This window comes from Phocaeicola vulgatus ATCC 8482 (assembly GCF_000012825.1).
GTDB lineage: Bacteria > Bacteroidota > Bacteroidia > Bacteroidales > Bacteroidaceae > Phocaeicola > Phocaeicola vulgatus.
Map to the genome: position 1 here is coordinate 1,204,359 of NC_009614.1, position 17,541 is coordinate 1,221,899.

A 17,541-nucleotide genomic window follows, 5' to 3' on the forward strand; every position below is an offset into this window, starting at 1 on the left:
TTAATAATAGCCTAAGCTATTATATCGCCATACCAGCCTGAAACGATGCGACTCATTTCTTGACCTGTTTTCTGACACTCCCTGCCCCGGAATATATACTTTTGACTGAGTTCCCTCCGTCGTAGCTGTCCAATAAGGCACACCTGACCAATTATTATACTTAATACCGGAACTGGTAATCACCCCATTTATTTGCTGCCACTCTGCTTCTGCGGGCAAAGAGAAATGATAAAAAACCATATAGCTATTACCCGATGTGACAGGAGTAGAACTACCACTGGAATTAACCGCCACACCTATCGCATTATCCATTACACTTCTTTCATCATTGTCACTGGAATAATGTTCTTTATTTATCTTCTTATAATACTCCTTTATTATTTTCTGTCCGTCCGTCAGGTTCGTTGTGTACCCATTGTCTCCCCAGGGCAGACCGCCAACAGCAAAACGGTCTATTCTGTCAACATACAATTGTTCTGTAATCTGGATAGGATACCATTGTTTGATAGGATATTTCATTTCGCTGCCCGCAACAGGCTTGTTTTGCGCATCCAGTTTACGCACATAAATATTGCACGAACGATACGGCTTCTCTGAGTTCCATTCTTTCTCCCAAATCGTTTTTTGATCAGCGTATCCCTTTAAATACATTCTAAGCTCTGCCGTTCCCTCCTTTTGTATCACATTGTATTCATCATATCTAGGAGTAATCCAACTCATATCAGACTCAAACATCACCCAATAGTCTCCAGAAACGCCATCAAAATCATCCACTTTGATTTGCCATTTCTGCCTATCGGTACTCACCACTTTGATTTTCACCAAATGTCCGTCAATATTATAATCTTGCCCTTCATTGAACTGAATAAACAAGTCAGACAATTCGCTGTCTACCCTCCATTGAGCATCCTTCGTGTTTCCCGAGATGTTGATCACACCGTTCTCATCCATGCAGCCCGATTCTTTCACACCTCCCGCTCCGCGCAAATGAAGCGTAACATTATAAATGATATTTCTGTTCACATCAAAATCATACGATATGTTCTTACCTAAAAACAGTCGGTAACTAATAGTTCCCTTTACATGTGCACTGCTCGATTTATATTCATAATCCGCCGTAACAAGGATGTATGAACATCTGCGACCCAAGTTCTCATTGTCTGTATAGTCGGTAAATGCAGCATACACTTCTTTACCTGCCTCCATCGTATTTTTGATACGATTCGGGGTTTTGACTTTTTCATTACCATTTTGGGCATCCGTACAGTTTTGGGCATGAACCGTCTGTTTATTCTCAAACTGATAAAGACGCTCGGACATCACTTGAGTTTCGCCATTTCCACTTGGTCCCGTAAGCAACGAACCGGATGGGAAGTCATACTTCTGTCCTTCCTTGTCAAAAGAAGTAAAATCCGTTATACTATTATCCGAGGCCAAGGTACAAGTCTTAGGCACATTACATAATTGTACTGATCGGGGCGTCAAGGTCACTTCGTTGTCCAGCCCGGAAGTATTGATATTTACTTTAATCATAGCATACGGGCGTTTCAAAGAAACTTTAGCCAAATAGCAACCTTTATTACCACCTTGAGCTCCCTCATGCGGATTCTCGGTATAGATAAACTGCTCGGATGCACCGTAAAGGAGACAAACGGATGTTTCATCAAAATCCACCGGCCACTGAATCAAACTCTCTTTAACACTCTGCCACAATGACAAAGTAATCTTTCGTCCATAATTAGCGATAACCTCTACTCTTACAGCCTGGTTACCTTGTTTGGCATTGATGTGGATATATACTTTTCCATCTGCTGTTTTAGAAGAAACGACCTCTGCACTACCATTCTCCACACTACCGGAAACTTCGAACGAATCCCCATTCTTAACCAGATAGACGATTACCGTATTTCCTCCATAATTCACTTTTACATTCACATCATCAATAACGGAGAATATGGAGTTATCTCCGGCAGCCCTGCTGTTCATGTTCACAGAAGTAATATCGGCTGGTGATATTGCTATGACCACAGGAGTATCGTCCTCCACTCCGGACTCCGGACCGGCTAACTCCTCTGCCGTACAAGCACCCAACATACAAATGATGAAAAACATCATTATCAGTCTTATTGTCTTCATTTTTCCTCCTTTTGTTTATTCATAGCCCGGGCTAAGCAATATTTCATCCCAATCTGCCACATAAGTTTCCACATCCGTCTTCAAACCGCCTCCAGCAGGAGTCTCGGTCACTTTTATATTAAATATATACACATGGTTACGCACCACCTCAAACCGATCTCCAACCCCATCTTTTCTGAACTCGATCGTTTTTGTCTTGGTTTCACCTCCATACGTGTAAGTCACATCCAAGGATACTGCCCGGCTGTCGTTATTTTCTTGTTCCGGCAAATAAATCAAATCCTCATAAGCCATTGTCACATTCAGTCCCGTATAAACAAAGTTCTGCGGCTTCATCGACAACCCTGTTACGTAAGGACTTTGGTACTGAATTGTTTCATCGGGGCTCAACGTAGCTTGTGACACACAATACCCTTTATCATTAGCGTTATTCACCGTGATGCCGGTAATAATAAAATCGCCTTTTGTATCTTGAAGCCCTTGTTTCCCGTTCACCCAAAGGCTCACCTTAGCCACTGCCCTATACAGTTTGCACTCTAAGCTTGGTCCTGCAGGAGGGACACCGGTAGCGGGACTGATCCCCCACATCGGCAGACGCCTTTCGGCCAGATTCCACGGGGTCGGACCAGTGTAATTATAAACCAATTTATTATAGATTTCAACGGCAGTATTGCCTACCATCGTATTAAGATATGCCTGCATTCCCTCACTGACTCCCTGAATTTGGTTCTGATTCAAATTGGCGAGAACCACCAACCGTACCTGTTCATTACCTATCGTCCTCTGCATAGTCCCTTCCAGTATCTTTTGGTCGGCATAATCATTAATCACTCTCAAATCCTCTACCAAATATTTCAGTCTTTGAGTAACCGCATCAATCACTAGTACATACACATCGCCTTCCACAATAGTCCCCTGTTCCGGAGTGGTAAAATCCCAATTACCATCTGCTGTGGGCGCGTCAACCGTTCTGGAAGAATTCCCCGAAAGAGACAATGCAAGACGTACCGGCGCTCTTCCGTCCCCCCCAGCCTTCGCCGCCAACTCGTCCTTCGCACACGACGAGAAGCACAGTCCGCAGAACACCGCCATCACTATATAGGATAAACCTCTTTTCATAGATTGCTTTTTTAGTTTCGTTATTACATGTCCAGTTCGTTGAAGCGTACCACCCAATCATTGATAATGATGCTAGTATTAATCCACTTCATGCTCTCGTCCAAAAAGAAAGTCATATTGTATTCGTCCTGGCGATCCAGATACTCCTGATTGGTCATCTCATGTCCTTCTGCTTCAGTAAGCAGCAAGTATTTCACTAATGGTATGGAAAGTACAGGCTCCCCTGTTTCCTTGTTGGTTATGGTGAGGCGGGGATTATTTTCAACCACCAGACGCCCTACGGTAATCTGTGCAATAGCTACGCTGATATTGCTGTCCTCTGCATCTCCATCGGCACGTATTCCCATATCCGTGCCACCCTGCATACGGTAATAGGGATAATATGTTAATGTTTCGTCCTCCAGCAGCTTATTATCATAGTTCATCAAACCGTTGTCGTCTGTAATCGTAAATTCAAATTTATCTACCTCCACAGTCACTCCGTCCATTTGCTGGAGAATGATGCGTATGGTGTTGGTGTTCTTCACCAGTGGCACAGTCACTACCTGCGAGCTTGCTGCCCGCGAGAAAGATTGCTTGGTCACTTCACCGTGCCACAACGCAGAAAGTTTACTGTTCACAACAGCCGTTCCATCAGCCGCACGACTGTACAGACGATCCATCCTGCATTGCAGTTCATCTAGCGAGGATTCCCCTGCCGTAACCAAAGGCACTGAGAATGAAGCCTCATCATTCAGTCCCGCCCAAGTGACAAGATGATAGTCACCCGGTTCCAAATCCACTTTCATGGTATATCCTTCTTCTCCCAGCACATCGCCTTCTTCTGTCTTCTGATATACCAACTTGCCGTTATCGTCAAAAGCATAAAGTGTCACAGTCCCCACCTCGCGCGAGAAAGCATCGGCATACTTCATGTTATAATCATACTTGAATTTCACTCTGTACTCTACAGAGCAATCTACCTCTTCTTCACCGAGTATGCTGTCGCACGACACAACGGCACTTCCCAATGTCATGGCCATCATCAGGCTGAAGGAGAATTGTCGGGCGAATGTATTTACTGTTTTCATGCTTTTGGTCATTTTATAATGTTAGAATATAGAAAGGTATAAAGGGGAGGGAGATGAATCCTCCCCTGTCTGTCATAGTGTTTGTTAGAACTCAATGTTATTGAAACGTACAATCCAAGGAATAATCTTAGCATTCAATTGCAAATAGAAATTATTATCACTCTCTTCACCGCTAGGATCTATTGTTATTGTTGCACCACCGATATTCTCGAATCCAGTAACTTTCAGTACATAGATATTATTTCTCATGATTGCCTTATCCATATACTGATCTCCTTTATTGTGGCAAATTTCAGATGAATAATAATAGCAATGTCCATTTTCATAAGTATCATAAGATGCATCTGCACCATTATCAGCTTTTACAGCATCAATAGATGTATAAAATTTATTATTGCATTTATAAATGGTACCAACAGGCTCACCCGTTTCATCGCCAATCTGACCACGGAAAATAATACCAGTCACTAAAGCTGGTACTTGCTTTTCTTTTTTCACAATATTTTCTAAACAATAAGCCAAACGATGACCTACCTGTTCATTATCGTTAATATTAGCAGTGGGAAGATCTTGGAAATAAACTTGGCTATCATCGCTGGCCTCATCAACTTTATCCGCATTTACATTTTTCAATGCGTTATAGAAATATGATCCAAAAACTTGGTCGTAATCTGTTACATTATTCTTATTCTTTGAATTAGGATCAACCATATAGGCCATATTGTCTACACCTAACAAGCCTAAAGTCCTGAAGTTTTCCGTAAGCATTCGGCCTCGTGCGTGTTTTTTTCCCCTCTTTTCCTTCCTACCTTTGTGGCTTCATTATAATCTTAATCCATTATGTGTTCAGTATTAGAATTTTCTAGCGAAAGTGATAAACTACGTACTCTCTTTTCCGAGTCTAACCATTTTGATTCTGTTCTTTTCATATTTGATGGCGGCCGTCGTTATAAAGTTTCGTCTTCCAGCCTTGGTATCCATTCCCCTCAGGACCTACTTCTCCCTTTAGGTCTTGGCCTTTTCCGCAGCAGTCCTTTTTGGTCTTATTACCTTTATCCCCAAGGTTGTAATTTCCATAAAGGTATTGACGGTCTTTGTGGCGAGGTCATCCGACACACGGGTTCCTGCGTGTCAGAGCAGAGCTGTCATATTTTTCCCGACCGCTCCCGTAGCAGGTTGCATATCCTTTATCGGTGCGACGACGAATACCGTCTGGAATGCCGTCGTCTGAATCGCGGTTCTTTCCTCTTGAAAAAGGAGGAACGGAAGAAGGATTTTCTTCAAATTTCCTGGAATCGCCTGAATGAGCTGCTTACTGTTAAAAAGTATCGGAAAACAGTTGAAAAGTAATTCCCCATTCTATAAGCCGTGCAGTTTTATTTTGATAACTTTGCCACATAATAAAAAGTGGATGTACAGTGAAAGAACCGGTTATTACCCTTACTTTGGAAGAGTACGAAGAGTTGCGCAAGGAACATGAATGCCTTGAAAAGGAGCATGCGGAACTTCAGAGAAAATACGAAGCCTCTTTGCAGGAGTATTCCCGCCAGGTCGAAGAAATCTCGGCCTGTACAGCCGTCATTGCCGATCTGAGATGGAAATTGGCTGACTTGACACGCCGTTTATGGGGTAAATCCAGTGAAAAACGTCATCTTCCCGAAGATGCCGGCCAGCTGAGCATCTGTTTCGAGTCTCCGTCCGATGTCAATGACCCGGTAGCGGAAGAACAGAAAACCGCTGGGAAATCCGTCACATCGGAGAATGGCTACAATCGTTTCCGTAAAAGCTTCACGAAAAAGATCACTCCCCACGCCCGTAAGCCCATCGACCCGTCCCTTCCCCGTGAGGAGATTATCATTCCCATGCCGGAAGGCCTTTCGTTGGAGGGAGCGACGAAGCTGGGAGAGGAAGTGAGCGAACAGTATGCTGTCAGTCCCGCCCGATTCTATGTGAAACGCATCATCCGTCCTAAATACCGGCTCGCCGACGGTCGTATCATAACCGCTCCCATGCCCGTAATGGCACATCCCCACAGCAATGCCTCGGAAAGTGTACTGGCCCACATTGCTACCGCCAAATATTACGACCACCTGCCTCTGCACAGACAGCTGGATATCTTTGAGCGTGAAGGAATCCATCTGAGTCCTTCCACCGTAAGTAACTGGATGATGGCTGCCGCACAGCGTCTGGAACCAATCTATAATGAACTTCGTGAACTGGTCAAGGACAGCTATTACGTCATGGCCGATGAGACACCCCATCCCGTACTTGAAAGCGACCGGCCCGGTGCTCTTCACCGCGGGTATATGTGGAACTTCTATCTGCCCCGGTTCCATACCCCCTTCTTTGAATATCACAAGGGCCGTGGCAGCAGCGGAATAGACACACTGCTGGCAGGACAGGTCCGGGTGGTACAGAGTGACGGCTTTGCAGTATATGACAAGTTCGACACGCTACCCGGAAAGTTGCATCTGTGCTGCTGGGCGCACGTCAGGCGCAACTTTGTGGAAGCGGAAGGAAATGACCCTCCCAGAGCAAGGCATGCACTTGGAAAAATAGGCGGACTGTATGCCGTGGAGGAGAAAATCAGAATGGAACATCTGGAAGGGGAGGCGGTGGTAAAGCTTCGCCGGGAAAAATCGTACCCTATTATCAAAGAACTGGAAAAATGGTGCAAGGAGGAATATGGACATACGGTCGATAAATCGCCTATTGCCAAGGCCATGTTCTATATGTACACACGCTTTGAACAACTGTCCGGATATGTCAATGACGCACAGTTCTGCATTGACAATAATCCGGTGGAGCGTTCTATAAGGCCGTTGACTTTAAACAGAAAAAATACGCTCTTCTCCGGATCACATGAGGCAGCACATGCAGCGGCAATTTTCTTTTCACTGATGGGATGCTGTAGGGAAAATAAGGTGAACCCAAAACTATGGATGCAGGACGTGCTGATTAGGGTACAGGAGAAAGAAAGAGAAGAGAAAAACGATTACACCGATTTACTGCCATTTAATTGGAAAGGATAAACAGGAAAGCTATAATAAAGTCAAAAGCCAGACATGCTTCGTCTGGCTTTTGACTTTATTATAACTTGGAGAGAAACACGCACGAGGCCGAATGCTTACAGTTTTCCCAGCTCGCATCCGTCAAATGTCTTGCCGTATACACAGAATTTGAAAGATTCACCAACGCGTATTTATCCAGTTTCACTGTCCAGTCAAGCTCACCATCAGTAGATGTAGTATAATATTCAAATTTGGGGAACGGCTCAAGAAGAGTAAAAATATGTTCACCTGTCTGACCATAAGTTTTTTCTGTCTTTATAAAAGCTCTTCTATCAGTTCCATCTGTTCCCTCATGTATCCAAACATCAGAATTATCATTATCCAAATTCTTTGCCTTATGCAAACCTGTCAAACGAACGGCTTTATTATCGGGATATATATAGTAACCACTTGTAGTTTCCGCAATGGCATAATCAGTAGTTTGTACTGTAAGAGGATATAAGTTATTTGGTTTAGCAATTACATAATTTATCTTTGAAACAACACGTTCCACCTCTACCTCTTTTATTGTTGGATCTTCATAGTTGTTGGATAAAACGTCTACCTTTATCTCTTTTTTGTTCACCATCATAAATTGACCGGCAGCAGCTATTGTTATATCACCAGTTGTTGTATAAGAACTTTCTGCAATTTGTTCATACTTAGACTTATCAGTCGATTGTTGGCTGTTGGCAATAGCTTCTATTGACTCAGTCGGATTTAACACAACAAGCACTTTATACCATCCAGAATTTGCCAATGTAAAGAAAGGATTATAAATGGTCTCTCCACTAGCCGTAGTTTCATTCAATTGTGCCTTTGTTAAATAACCACCGAATTCTTCTTTAGTAAGATTTCCATTTTCATCTAGTCTATTTAAAATTATAACGGCATCTGTTACAGTTGATTCACCTTCGATACCTGGATCCGTTACACCGCTTTCTTCATTATCAGCTGCGCGTGATGAGTTTGATGTAGAACTTATCACTAATGAAAGGTTACCCTTCACTTTCTCTGGTTGATTCACATTGTTTTTCACAATGTCCTCATTCGTACATGCTACCATGGCAGCATATGCCAACATTCCTAATAATAATCCCTTAATCTTCATAATCCTAAGTTTTTAAATTATAAACTATTTTTGTAATTTCCATTCTTGTTTGTCAACACAGCAAAGGTAAGTGGTTAATCGTATAAACCTTAATCGGTATTTTCGACAAAATAGATTGGTATCTTTGACAAAATGACTTTATATCGTCTTTTACAGGGCATTTCCATCATACGTGAATAAAATACCCTACACGTTGAAAGAATCACCTCTTACATTTTTCCATTAAAAAAGAAGAGAAAAAAAACAAGGATAACATGTACTTTTTTTTCACTACATCAAACAGATCGGACAGTGTGGCATTTCAGCAAAATATCCCTCCATAAAAGCCGCCCTCATCAACATATGCGGAAGCCAAATCTAAAGTGGGAATCACCCGTAAAAACATAAAAATGTAGTGAGCAAGTGTTTCTCTCATCAAGAAGTACACATTCCTTCACATACGTACATATCCATAGACCTATACAATTATATAGGCTTATGCGTACGTATATAAATACTACATGTTCAAAGACAAGGGTATTTCTTAAAAAGATCAAGTCGTTTTCAAAAAAGACGGCGAGCTTTTTTAAAAAGATGGCGAGCTTTTTAAAAAACGTCTTGATCTTTTTTGCCACTGCCGGAACTTCGACTTCCGACATATTCCATAAAGCCCCCAACCGACAGATTATGTAAAATTCAACTTAAAAACACTGTGAGGACACTAATGCGCTGAACTTTAATTCAAAATCCGGGAATAGACTCCACTACCCCGGATTTTACCTTGCGCTTTTCGCAAAGAACAAGTTTCTTCTAACATCTTTTATTGTACTGTTTGTCTATATGTCTTATTTTACAAAGATTGCTTCATCCTTACGTTTATTGGTCACTTCTTCCAAATTGGCTCCGGCTTCGACGGAATCCTTGGCCTGTGCCTGTTTGAAATAATTCTCAGCAGAGTCGAGGTCCCCTTGCAACAGTTTCAGTACGCCTCTGTTGTTCAGCGTCGCACTCGCCTGTGCATCGGCCTTGTCCAAATAACGTACCGCCTGTTGCAAGTCACCCCGTTGGAGTTCGATAGCGGCAGCGTTTATATTCGCTGTTGGGTCATCAGGAAACATGCGCACTGCCACATCGAACACTTCGTTAAACTCGTCACTCCCCTTTTCGTATGTTTGGGCAACCAGAAACATTTCCTGCAAGCTCAACTGCTGGGGACGGAGCTTTATAATCTGTTTTGCCTCTTCCACATCAAATCCGCGAACTACATAACGTACAGTGTAATCAGAGTGACGCAAAGCCGGATAACAATCCTGTAGTAATGCGGCATATACCTTTCCACCATCCAAGGCCTTAATGCGTTCCTCCTTCACGTCAAAATCGCTCTCATTCTTATCTATTATGGACAAAATCTCTTCTTTCAGCGGTAAATCATTCTTAGCCACATACGCACGCAGTCCGGCCCAGTCCTCGGGTACAGAATTCACCTTGAACAAATCCGCTTTAAAGCCATACTCATTCATTACATAACTCTTCAATGCCTCAGCACGCCCCTGAGCCAAACGCGCATTGGCCGCATATCTGCCCTCAGGAGAAGCATAACCCACAATAGCTATTTCAGTAATGGTAGTATTGACATCATTTTTCACTACATCCACCGTATGTTTGATAGCAGCCAGTTCGGATGGATTACGACGATAATCAGGATAAATATTCATCTGATTTACCGGAAAATCCAAATAAGCACGTCCTTCCTCGGCACGATTCTTCACAGCCTCGACAGCAGGAGAAACGAATGCCACGACAGGTTTTACCACATAGCGTTCCAAATTGGCACGAGTTATAAAGGCACTGTTTTCTTCTTTCTGACAATCGGCACAGCCACGTATAGCAGCCTGCAGTTCCAGTTCTGCACCATTCATCCATTTCTCGTATGGAATACGGGCTGAATAATTTACAGTCTGTTCCGTTCCATTCTTACGACGAAGAATGGTATATGCATCCGACGGAATACTGCGTTCACGCTGTTGCACGATGGAACGGATACGCCCATATACCCAAATAGCAGGCAAAATCCTGTTATAACTGTTATCCTGTGTCTTCAAAACCGGAGTCAGAGTTGCCACACAGTTGGAAGAAAGCTCCATTGCAGCCGGCAACGTGATATCCATTCCTATCATCACCTGTCCATTATCACTAATCAGGATTGACTGATTGCTGACTTGTACCTGACCACCTGATAATGTCTGTGCACCTACCGGAATAGCCGGTATCAATAATATAAGAAGTATATAACATATAAGTTTCATAATCCGTAATTTTTAGAATATATAAATAAGATTCAGAGCAGCCTTAGTAGGACCCCAATAATTCTTGTTGGATTTCTCCAACATATCTCCACATTCTTCACACTCATATTTCTTATAACGCACATAAGCATAACCCAAACCGATGGTGGCGCCCAGATTCCAATGGCGTCCCAGCACAAACTGATAACCGTAACTGACACCGCCGCCATAAAAATGTCCCTTATAACGGAAGTCTTTCAAATCATCGAAAGGAGAAAACGGCAAATCAATACCGGTAGTATTGTATGCTCCTCCCATTAAATGGAAACCGAAAAAATGACCATTGAACTTATCACAAAGCCAATAACGCAACTCGGGCTGTACCATCACCAGTTTCAACATTTTATTATCGCTGTATTTCCAAGGATTATAATAAAACGGAATATCCACTGTAAGCTTCTTGCTCAACCCTACTTCCACTCCTAAGTTTGGTATGGCGACGGCATCTATCGCCACATTAGTCTTAACAGCCACCTGTCCATACATAAATAAGGAAGAAGCCAGCAGACACACCCATGAAAATAAAAATCTTCGTATTACCATATTCAATTCTCTCTAGCTAAGTTATTTTTTACATCACAAAGGTAGAGGCTATTCTTTTAACAGGATATTGGCAAATTAATCTTTATTAAGAGGTGGTTTCGGCAAAATACAGAATGAACAAAAAACAATCTTAGTTCCTATTTCCGTCAAAAACAGAACATCCATTCAATGAGAAACATTTCAACTATCAAATGGAACACCAACGGAGTTTTCTCCATCCATAAATGAAAATCCTTTCATCATGATAAAAACGCCCCCTTATATAGCCAAACAACTCCTTCTTTCCAACATAGCAGGTATTTTCATCAAAAAGAGGGTGTTTTCATCAAAAAAGCTTGAAAATAATTTGGATACATGAAAAGAATACCTACTTTTGTATCGGATGATAATGGGTCAATCATTCACATAATCAAAAAAAACAATAAAAAATTATAGTTCTATGAAGGCAATGCATTTAATAATTGCCATGCTCGTCATGATGAGTTTGGCATCCTGCTCTGCAGATGGTAATGACCCCGTTGAAAACTCAGTTTCAACGTATCTCCTGGAAAAAACGTATGGAGCCAGAAGCGTTACATACGAGGAAAACAATTCTGACAAGTTAAAATTAAGTGAGTTACCGGCTATCAGCCTTTCTGAAGCCGACCATATTCTATCTGTCCTACGAAAACATACTGATGCTCAAGAAGAACTTGATATTCAAACTGCCACCAAAGGAGAACAAACATGGCTTAGAATTGTAATGAAGCAAACAATAGATCATAAATATGCTTTCACTATCCAGTTAAATATGAACTGTTACAATGACGGAAGCCTCTACTATGGCGGATATCAGGCGGAATGTTCTTCTTCTTTGATTAAATGGTATCTTAAAGGTTTCAGCCTGGCTACCGATAATGCCACAAAAAATTATAAATTCGAATCCCAAAGCTATATTTATATGAAAGTAATAGATAATGGAATCAAATATATGCAGATTCCTGTCACTATAAATGGCAACTATAATCCCCAAAACCATGATGCTGCATTTTCCTACAATTTATGATATATAATACAATAATCACTTTATAATATATACCATCATTCCCCCCTTGTTTCTAGCTTGGTATACATACCTTAATAAAATAGCAAGAGACAAGGGGTGTATTTCATTCAAATACAATCGTCTAATAATCAAGACAAGACAAAACTGTGTGAACGGAATACCTACTATCCTTTCTTTTCACCGAACCTGTTGATACTAAAAACAGAATATATTCCTATGACTTTTAGTTGGTTATGAAAATATAGTTTGCTATATTTGTAGGAATTCCTAAAATAGATTAAGGAATAATATCAAGCAGATTGTACGTGACCAATCTGATTACAGGGGAATAAAAGTGAAACAATTTATTATGATGAAATCTTTAATAATCACCTTATTATGTAGTTTTTGTCTATCATGAGGGCGGTAATTTAGCTGCATCAAAGATTCGTAATCTGGAATGTCCCAGTTACGAAATCTGTCTAATAGATTATGGATGCGGCAAATTTAACAGAAAAATACATATTATGGAGCAATATCCTTGATCTTCGTTCACGGGGAATCAACATTGCGCGGACAGCCCGTCGTCTTGGTGTGTCCCGTAATACGGTACGACATCTTCAATCCCTAAGCTTGGAGGAAGTCCTCCAGCACAAAGAACGGCATTACAAACTCCATGCCTACGAGCAGGCCGTCGCATCCCTCCTTACCAGTTTTCCCTCCATTTCCAGCAGCCGCATTGGCGACTACTTGCGGGAACATTATCCGGACTTTCCGCACGTCTGCGAGAAGACCGTCCACAATTATGTCCAGTTCGTCCGGAAGAAGCACCATATTCCTCCGGCCAGATAATCACCGGTCCCATTCTCCCAAGGAGTGGGAGCCCGGTCCGTCATATACATAATTCTTAACAGTAAACATTATACATTATCATATATGAATACCCAAAGCTTTACAAACGGAACAAGCCGCCGCCTGTCACGGGCTGTACGGCGCCAGGAATGCGGAACACATCCTTGCTATGAGCTCAGCACTTCCCAATTTTCTGACATGAAAGTCAGAAGACTCACCCGCCAATACGGTTTTTCCGGTTACAGCATTTACCGGTATCTCGTAAACGAGACACTCCACAACGGGAGCTACCTCCTGCTGTGGTGCGAGGAAACGGCGCAGGCGGTGGCCTCTTACTGGAATGCCTCTTTGGAAGATGTCACAAGAATTGTCAACGGCTGCATACAAGTCGGACTTTTCAACGGTGAGCTATACGAAAAACACCGCATCCTGACTTCCGCTGACATACAGCGGAACTATATGGATCATGTCAGATCCTGCGGTCTGCTCTCCCGATATCCCGACATTCCCAAGGAGTTCGAGCTTTCGGCCAGCTGATGTATTATCCACTTTAAATATAAAGCTTATGCCAAAAACAGCTAAAAAGGGTTTCACCTATTTCAGGTTCGAAACCGATCATTTCTATGATCCGAAAGTAAAGAGACTAAAAAATAAATTTGGAATGGAAGGCTGGGGTGTGTTCCATTTCATTGTAAACGAGATCTACCGTGTCGAGGGATGCTATATGGTTATGGATGCCGACGGTCTGTTCGACATCTCGGACTATTCCCGTATGGATGAGAAAAAGGTTTCGGACATCATCGACTACTGCGCCGAACTGGGCCTTTTCAACAAAGAACTGTGGCAGGACAAACAGATTCTGACCAGTGAGGAGATACAGGAACTGTATGTAGGCATCTGCAAGGCCATCCACCGCAAGCCCGGCATTCCGGAAAGCATCCTTCTGCTGGAAACGGAACCGTCACCGGAGTCCGCCACCATACCGCATGCCACTTGTGAACAGCAGGACACCCCGGCACATGAATGCGGATCTCCGGCTTCCCTTCCGGAGGATGGGAAGGAAATCCGGCAGGCTGTGACTCGCATACGCACATTGTTCGCCGCTGAAAAGGAACTTCGCGAAGAAGCGGACAAAACTCGCGAAAATAAACCGTATAAAATAAAAGAAAATAAAATATCCTCCCCAACCCCTCCGGCACAAGCCTCCGGTGAAGGGGAGAAGGATGAGGACAGGGATTCTCTTCCGGGAAAGCTCAAGTATCTGGGAGTGGACGAGTATTATACCGGCTGGATATACCGGCTTTCGGCCTGTTATCCCGAATTCCCGGTCGGAAAGGCGATCGAGGATATCCTGCAGAGTGATTTCCACCTGACCAAGGGGAACTACCTGTATCCTCTCGTTGAAAACTATATCGCCAAATACAACGCCGAGTACGGAGAGGCCGACCGGCAGAGGAGGCAGGAGGAAACCATGCGCAACCGCCGCAAGACGCTCGAGCTTCTGGGGGTCGCGGTGAGGGACCAGCAGGAGATCCTGCAGCTCGCCTCCGTGGCGCCCATGGTGCTGGACACCGCCCTGAAGGAAACCTGGGGGAACAAGAGGATCAAGAGCCCCACCAGGTTTATCCTGAGCCGTATGAGGCAGGCAGTTTCCGCATAGAAGCCGGAAACGCCGTGTTGACAATATGATGGAATTACCCTGAAAAGCTGTCCGCGAGGATGGCGGGAATAAATTTATAAATTTAAAGAACTCATCCTGCCCATCCGTGAGGACCGGCAGGAATCAAACGGAAAATACCATTAAAGCGACATAACCATGACATCACAGGAAGCCAATTCAATCCCGTTGGGAGACATCCTCTCCCATTACGGTTACGAGCCGTCCAGACGGTATGGCGGCTATGACATGTACCGTTCCCCCTTCCGTTCCGATACTTCCCCGAGCTTCAAGGTTTTCAGGGAGGAGAACCGCTGGTATGATTTTGGGGACGGTACGTATGGCAGGGCGGTGGATCTGGTCATGCGTGTGGAAAACTGCTCCTTTCCGCAGGCCATGAAGGAACTCGGAAGGATGAGGACCTCCCCGCAGCTTTCCATGCCTTCGATACGGAAACCGGAAACGGTGTCAGGAAGGCTTCCGGCAGCCGCCCCGATGACCGTCCTGAAGGTCATTCCCGTTCAGAACAGGCATCTGCTTGACTACGCCGCCTCACGTGGCATTGACGGGGAGATTGTCCGTAAATACTGTGTAGAGGTCCACTACTGTTTCGAGAGGAATCCGCGTGAGAAATACGCGCTCGGATTCGCCAACGACCACCGGGGTTTCGAATTGCGGAACAGCATGTTCAAGGGGTGCGCCTACGCCAAGGATATTACCTGCATCAGTGAAGGCAACAGGTCCTGCGCCGTTTTCGAGGGCTTTTTTGACCTTCTCAGTTTCAAGCAGTACGCAAGGGAGCATCCGGAGATGCCCGCACTTGGAAAGCTGGACGTGTGCGTATTGAACTCCACGGCCATTGTGGACCGTTCAAAGGATTTCCTTTCAAAGTATGAGAAGGTGCACGCCTTTCTCGACAACGACGCCCCGGGACGCGGGGCACTGGGAAAGATACGGAGCTTCCTTCCTGAAGACGTGATACTGGTGAACGAGTCGGAACGCCTGTACCCCAGGTGCAATGATTTTAACGAATTCCTGCAGAAGACCGGGTGTCCGGCAGCGGGACATGAAATATGAAGAGCAAAAAAACAGAACGATGAAAACATTTGAGGAAATATACCGGGATGCGGCAGTCCGGAACGGCTGCAATGCCGGGAAAACGTTTGCGAGGGTCATGTTCGAGGAGGGCATGAGCCAGAACCTTGAGCGTTGCATGGACAGGGCCGCCGGTTCCCATACGGACCTCATGGCCTTTGCCGGATGGTTCGGAAAGCGTCTGGCCAGGGAATCTGTCAGGTGCAATGCCGCCCGCGTGAACTTCTCCCAGGACATAACTATAGAAGGCAGGAAATACGCCACCCGGTTCGGTACGGTCACTTTCTGCACGGAGGAAAAGAAAAGCCTTGAGGAACGTGCGGAAGAGATTGCCGGAAGACTGCTGTCATCCGGCCTGTCAGATGACCTGAAAACGTTGTTGAAAGAAGCCGTACTGACCGGCTACGATTTACAGAAGGATGATTTTGATGAGGATTAAACGATCAAGCATGAAACAGAACAATGACATACCGGATAAAACCATGGAACGTATCCGCAAGCTGATGCGTCTGAAGGAGTCCACCACTTCCGAAGGTGAGGCACGGGAAACCGCCCTAACATGCTGCCATGACGCGCTTATTGACAAGTACCTGGAAAAAATAGGAGCCGGCACTTCAAAGGCACATCCGAGAAAGACCGGAACCGACCGCTCCGCGTATTACTCAGGCATGGGTGACGGCAGGAACATCAGTCTGAACCGGCAGATAAAAGGAGGTGGTATATGACAGTATTGTGGATATCATTTGCGGCCCTGTATGCACTGGGCATGCTGTGGCTTGCGTATCAGATCAGGACCGCCCCCAGTGATCTGGATTTATGGGGCGAGGAAATAGAATAAACCGTTAAAATCATAATAGTATGTACTTTATACATTATATACAGACTTATGCGTCGGTCAATAGGAAAGGCAGCGAGCTCCAGAGCCATATCCTGAAGTTTAAGGACTGCCTGCTCAAGGACCGGAACGCACTGGATGATCTGAAAGAGGAGATTCATTGCCGGATAGAAGAACTGGATGCCAGGTATCCGCGTACCCAACCCCTGCATTTCGATGCGGGAAACGATTCCGGAAGGTGGTACATCCATGTGAAAGGAAAGCCGGACAATCTTGTATGCATCATCTCCATTGCAAAAGTGAGGAACCTGCTGGGAAAAGGCACAGTTTCCTTTCCCGGGAAAGACAAGGACGGAGAGAAAGGATGAGGAACACATACTGGTTTGCCGTGGACTATAACGGTACGGGACATCTTTTCACCTGTCCTCCCGAAAGGGACACGGGGATGTGGACCGGCGAGGAAGCCCTTTACATCCCCAAAGGACAGTTCGGAGAGATGTTTCCGCGAATCACCTGGCAGGACGCGCCGGTGGTGGTGACCCTGGAGGTGCTTCCCTGCGTGGAGACCCGGCGGCTGCGTCTTGTCAAGCGCTGCCTCCATCTTCTGCGGAGGCATACCGGCAGGAATCAGTCAAAGGATATGGAGGATTCACAATAACTCCCCCTGATGGTAGATGTATTAAGAAAGTTGAAGCTATTAAATTGGATTTAATACAATAAGACCT

At 44.3% G+C, this 17,541-nt stretch carries 18 protein-coding genes and 1 pseudogene; 11 read left to right on the forward strand and 8 right to left on the reverse strand.

Features of this window, described 5'->3' with window-relative positions; translation table 11 throughout:
• From BVU_RS04555 to BVU_RS04570, 4 genes are all read right to left on the reverse strand, one after another.
• On the reverse strand, positions 1-2,136 hold the full coding sequence (locus BVU_RS04555; protein ID WP_011964929.1) for a DUF4906 domain-containing protein: 2,136 nt from the start codon (positions 2,134-2,136) through the stop codon (positions 1-3).
• Between the two features lie 15 nt (positions 2,137-2,151).
• A complete protein-coding gene (locus BVU_RS04560; protein WP_005844431.1) occupies positions 2,152-3,255 on the reverse strand; it encodes a FimB/Mfa2 family fimbrial subunit in 1,104 nt (367 codons plus the stop codon).
• Positions 3,256-3,278: 23 nt separating this feature from the next.
• The gene (locus BVU_RS04565; RefSeq protein WP_011964930.1) at positions 3,279-4,325 is read right to left on the reverse strand and encodes a FimB/Mfa2 family fimbrial subunit; all 1,047 of its coding nucleotides are present in this window, start codon (positions 4,323-4,325) and stop codon (positions 3,279-3,281) included.
• Between the two features lie 84 nt (positions 4,326-4,409).
• The gene (locus tag BVU_RS04570; RefSeq protein WP_011964931.1) at positions 4,410-5,036 is read right to left on the reverse strand and encodes a fimbria major subunit; all 627 of its coding nucleotides are present in this window, start codon (positions 5,034-5,036) and stop codon (positions 4,410-4,412) included.
• Between the two features lie 129 nt (positions 5,037-5,165).
• Here BVU_RS04570 and tnpB point away from each other — a divergent pair, with 129 nt between their 5' ends.
• Positions 5,166-5,675: an IS66 family insertion sequence element accessory protein TnpB gene (gene tnpB, locus BVU_RS04575; protein WP_008671451.1), complete on the forward strand. Its 510-nt coding sequence runs from the start codon at positions 5,166-5,168 to the stop codon at positions 5,673-5,675.
• A 68-nt stretch (positions 5,676-5,743) separates the two neighbouring features.
• The gene (locus BVU_RS04580) at positions 5,744-7,357 is read left to right on the forward strand and encodes an IS66-like element ISBvu4 family transposase (RefSeq protein ID WP_011964728.1); all 1,614 of its coding nucleotides are present in this window, start codon (positions 5,744-5,746) and stop codon (positions 7,355-7,357) included.
• Positions 7,358-7,415: 58 nt separating this feature from the next.
• Here the strand turns inward: BVU_RS04580 and BVU_RS04585 are convergent, their stop codons facing one another.
• From BVU_RS04585 to BVU_RS04600, 3 genes are all read right to left on the reverse strand, one after another.
• A complete protein-coding gene (locus BVU_RS04585) occupies positions 7,416-8,486 on the reverse strand; it encodes an Mfa1 family fimbria major subunit (RefSeq protein WP_011964932.1) in 1,071 nt (356 codons plus the stop codon).
• 824 nt (positions 8,487-9,310) lie between these two features.
• A complete protein-coding gene (locus BVU_RS04595; RefSeq protein WP_005844424.1) occupies positions 9,311-10,771 on the reverse strand; it encodes a DUF3868 domain-containing protein in 1,461 nt (486 codons plus the stop codon).
• A 12-nt stretch (positions 10,772-10,783) separates the two neighbouring features.
• The gene (locus tag BVU_RS04600; RefSeq protein ID WP_005844422.1) at positions 10,784-11,353 is read right to left on the reverse strand and encodes a DUF3575 domain-containing protein; all 570 of its coding nucleotides are present in this window, start codon (positions 11,351-11,353) and stop codon (positions 10,784-10,786) included.
• Between the two features lie 439 nt (positions 11,354-11,792).
• Between BVU_RS04600 and BVU_RS04605 the strand changes: the two genes are divergently transcribed.
• Both BVU_RS04605 and BVU_RS23085 read left to right on the forward strand, forming a co-directional pair.
• The gene (locus BVU_RS04605) at positions 11,793-12,398 is read left to right on the forward strand and encodes a DUF5033 domain-containing protein (RefSeq protein WP_008666681.1); all 606 of its coding nucleotides are present in this window, start codon (positions 11,793-11,795) and stop codon (positions 12,396-12,398) included.
• Between the two features lie 471 nt (positions 12,399-12,869).
• Positions 12,870-12,989, forward strand: a pseudogene (locus BVU_RS23085) (hypothetical protein); the annotation flags it as partial.
• Between the two features lie 15 nt (positions 12,990-13,004).
• Here the strand turns inward: BVU_RS23085 and BVU_RS22665 are convergent.
• Positions 13,005-13,139 (reverse strand): hypothetical protein, encoded by a 135-nt coding sequence (locus BVU_RS22665; RefSeq protein ID WP_256156147.1) that lies wholly within the window; start codon positions 13,137-13,139, stop codon positions 13,005-13,007.
• A 174-nt stretch (positions 13,140-13,313) separates the two neighbouring features.
• On the opposite strand from BVU_RS22665, the gene BVU_RS04615 reads away from it, so the two are divergent.
• The 7 genes from BVU_RS04615 (at position 13,314) to BVU_RS04645 (ending at position 17,536) form a co-directional block, all read left to right on the forward strand.
• A complete protein-coding gene (locus BVU_RS04615; RefSeq protein ID WP_008670158.1) occupies positions 13,314-13,766 on the forward strand; it encodes a DUF4373 domain-containing protein in 453 nt (150 codons plus the stop codon).
• 28 nt (positions 13,767-13,794) lie between these two features.
• A complete protein-coding gene (locus BVU_RS04620) occupies positions 13,795-14,889 on the forward strand; it encodes a DUF4373 domain-containing protein (RefSeq protein ID WP_011964935.1) in 1,095 nt (364 codons plus the stop codon).
• 156 nt (positions 14,890-15,045) lie between these two features.
• Positions 15,046-15,963, forward strand: a complete 918-nt coding sequence (locus tag BVU_RS04625) for a toprim domain-containing protein (RefSeq protein WP_011964936.1) — start codon at positions 15,046-15,048, stop codon at positions 15,961-15,963.
• A 19-nt stretch (positions 15,964-15,982) separates the two neighbouring features.
• Positions 15,983-16,420 carry a hypothetical protein gene (locus tag BVU_RS04630; RefSeq protein WP_011964937.1) on the forward strand — a complete coding sequence of 146 codons (438 nt, stop codon included), beginning with the start codon at positions 15,983-15,985 and terminating at the stop codon, positions 16,418-16,420.
• Between the two features lie 10 nt (positions 16,421-16,430).
• Positions 16,431-16,706 carry a DUF2786 domain-containing protein gene (locus BVU_RS04635; protein WP_011964938.1) on the forward strand — a complete coding sequence of 92 codons (276 nt, stop codon included), beginning with the start codon at positions 16,431-16,433 and terminating at the stop codon, positions 16,704-16,706.
• A 133-nt stretch (positions 16,707-16,839) separates the two neighbouring features.
• Complete coding sequence (locus BVU_RS04640; RefSeq protein ID WP_011964939.1) at positions 16,840-17,184, forward strand: hypothetical protein; 345 nt, start codon at positions 16,840-16,842, stop codon at positions 17,182-17,184.
• Positions 17,185-17,263: 79 nt separating this feature from the next.
• Positions 17,264-17,536 (forward strand): hypothetical protein, encoded by a 273-nt coding sequence (locus tag BVU_RS04645; protein ID WP_158303733.1) that lies wholly within the window; start codon positions 17,264-17,266, stop codon positions 17,534-17,536.
• Positions 17,537-17,541: the final 5 nt, after the last annotated feature.

Excerpts from the sequence above, each read along its gene's own strand:
- BVU_RS04555 (WP_011964929.1), bottom strand. The coding sequence starts at position 2,136 with ATGAAGACAATAAGACTGATAATGATGTTTTTCATCATTTGTATGTTG.
- BVU_RS04560 (WP_005844431.1), bottom strand. The coding sequence starts at position 3,255 with ATGAAAAGAGGTTTATCCTATATAGTGATGGCGGTGTTCTGCGGACTG.
- BVU_RS04565 (WP_011964930.1), bottom strand. The coding sequence starts at position 4,325 with ATGAAAACAGTAAATACATTCGCCCGACAATTCTCCTTCAGCCTGATG.
- BVU_RS04570 (WP_011964931.1), bottom strand. The coding sequence starts at position 5,036 with ATGGTTGATCCTAATTCAAAGAATAAGAATAATGTAACAGATTACGAC.
- tnpB (WP_008671451.1), top strand. The coding sequence starts at position 5,166 with ATGTGTTCAGTATTAGAATTTTCTAGCGAAAGTGATAAACTACGTACT.
- BVU_RS04585 (WP_011964932.1), bottom strand. The coding sequence starts at position 8,486 with ATGAAGATTAAGGGATTATTATTAGGAATGTTGGCATATGCTGCCATG.
- BVU_RS04595 (WP_005844424.1), bottom strand. The coding sequence starts at position 10,771 with ATGAAACTTATATGTTATATACTTCTTATATTATTGATACCGGCTATT.
- BVU_RS04600 (WP_005844422.1), bottom strand. The coding sequence starts at position 11,353 with ATGGTAATACGAAGATTTTTATTTTCATGGGTGTGTCTGCTGGCTTCT.
- BVU_RS04605 (WP_008666681.1), top strand. The coding sequence starts at position 11,793 with ATGAAGGCAATGCATTTAATAATTGCCATGCTCGTCATGATGAGTTTG.
- BVU_RS22665 (WP_256156147.1), bottom strand. The coding sequence starts at position 13,139 with ATGTTCCCGCAAGTAGTCGCCAATGCGGCTGCTGGAAATGGAGGGAAA.
- BVU_RS04615 (WP_008670158.1), top strand. The coding sequence starts at position 13,314 with ATGAATACCCAAAGCTTTACAAACGGAACAAGCCGCCGCCTGTCACGG.
- BVU_RS04620 (WP_011964935.1), top strand. The coding sequence starts at position 13,795 with ATGCCAAAAACAGCTAAAAAGGGTTTCACCTATTTCAGGTTCGAAACC.
- BVU_RS04625 (WP_011964936.1), top strand. The coding sequence starts at position 15,046 with ATGACATCACAGGAAGCCAATTCAATCCCGTTGGGAGACATCCTCTCC.
- BVU_RS04630 (WP_011964937.1), top strand. The coding sequence starts at position 15,983 with ATGAAAACATTTGAGGAAATATACCGGGATGCGGCAGTCCGGAACGGC.
- BVU_RS04635 (WP_011964938.1), top strand. The coding sequence starts at position 16,431 with ATGAAACAGAACAATGACATACCGGATAAAACCATGGAACGTATCCGC.
- BVU_RS04640 (WP_011964939.1), top strand. The coding sequence starts at position 16,840 with ATGTACTTTATACATTATATACAGACTTATGCGTCGGTCAATAGGAAA.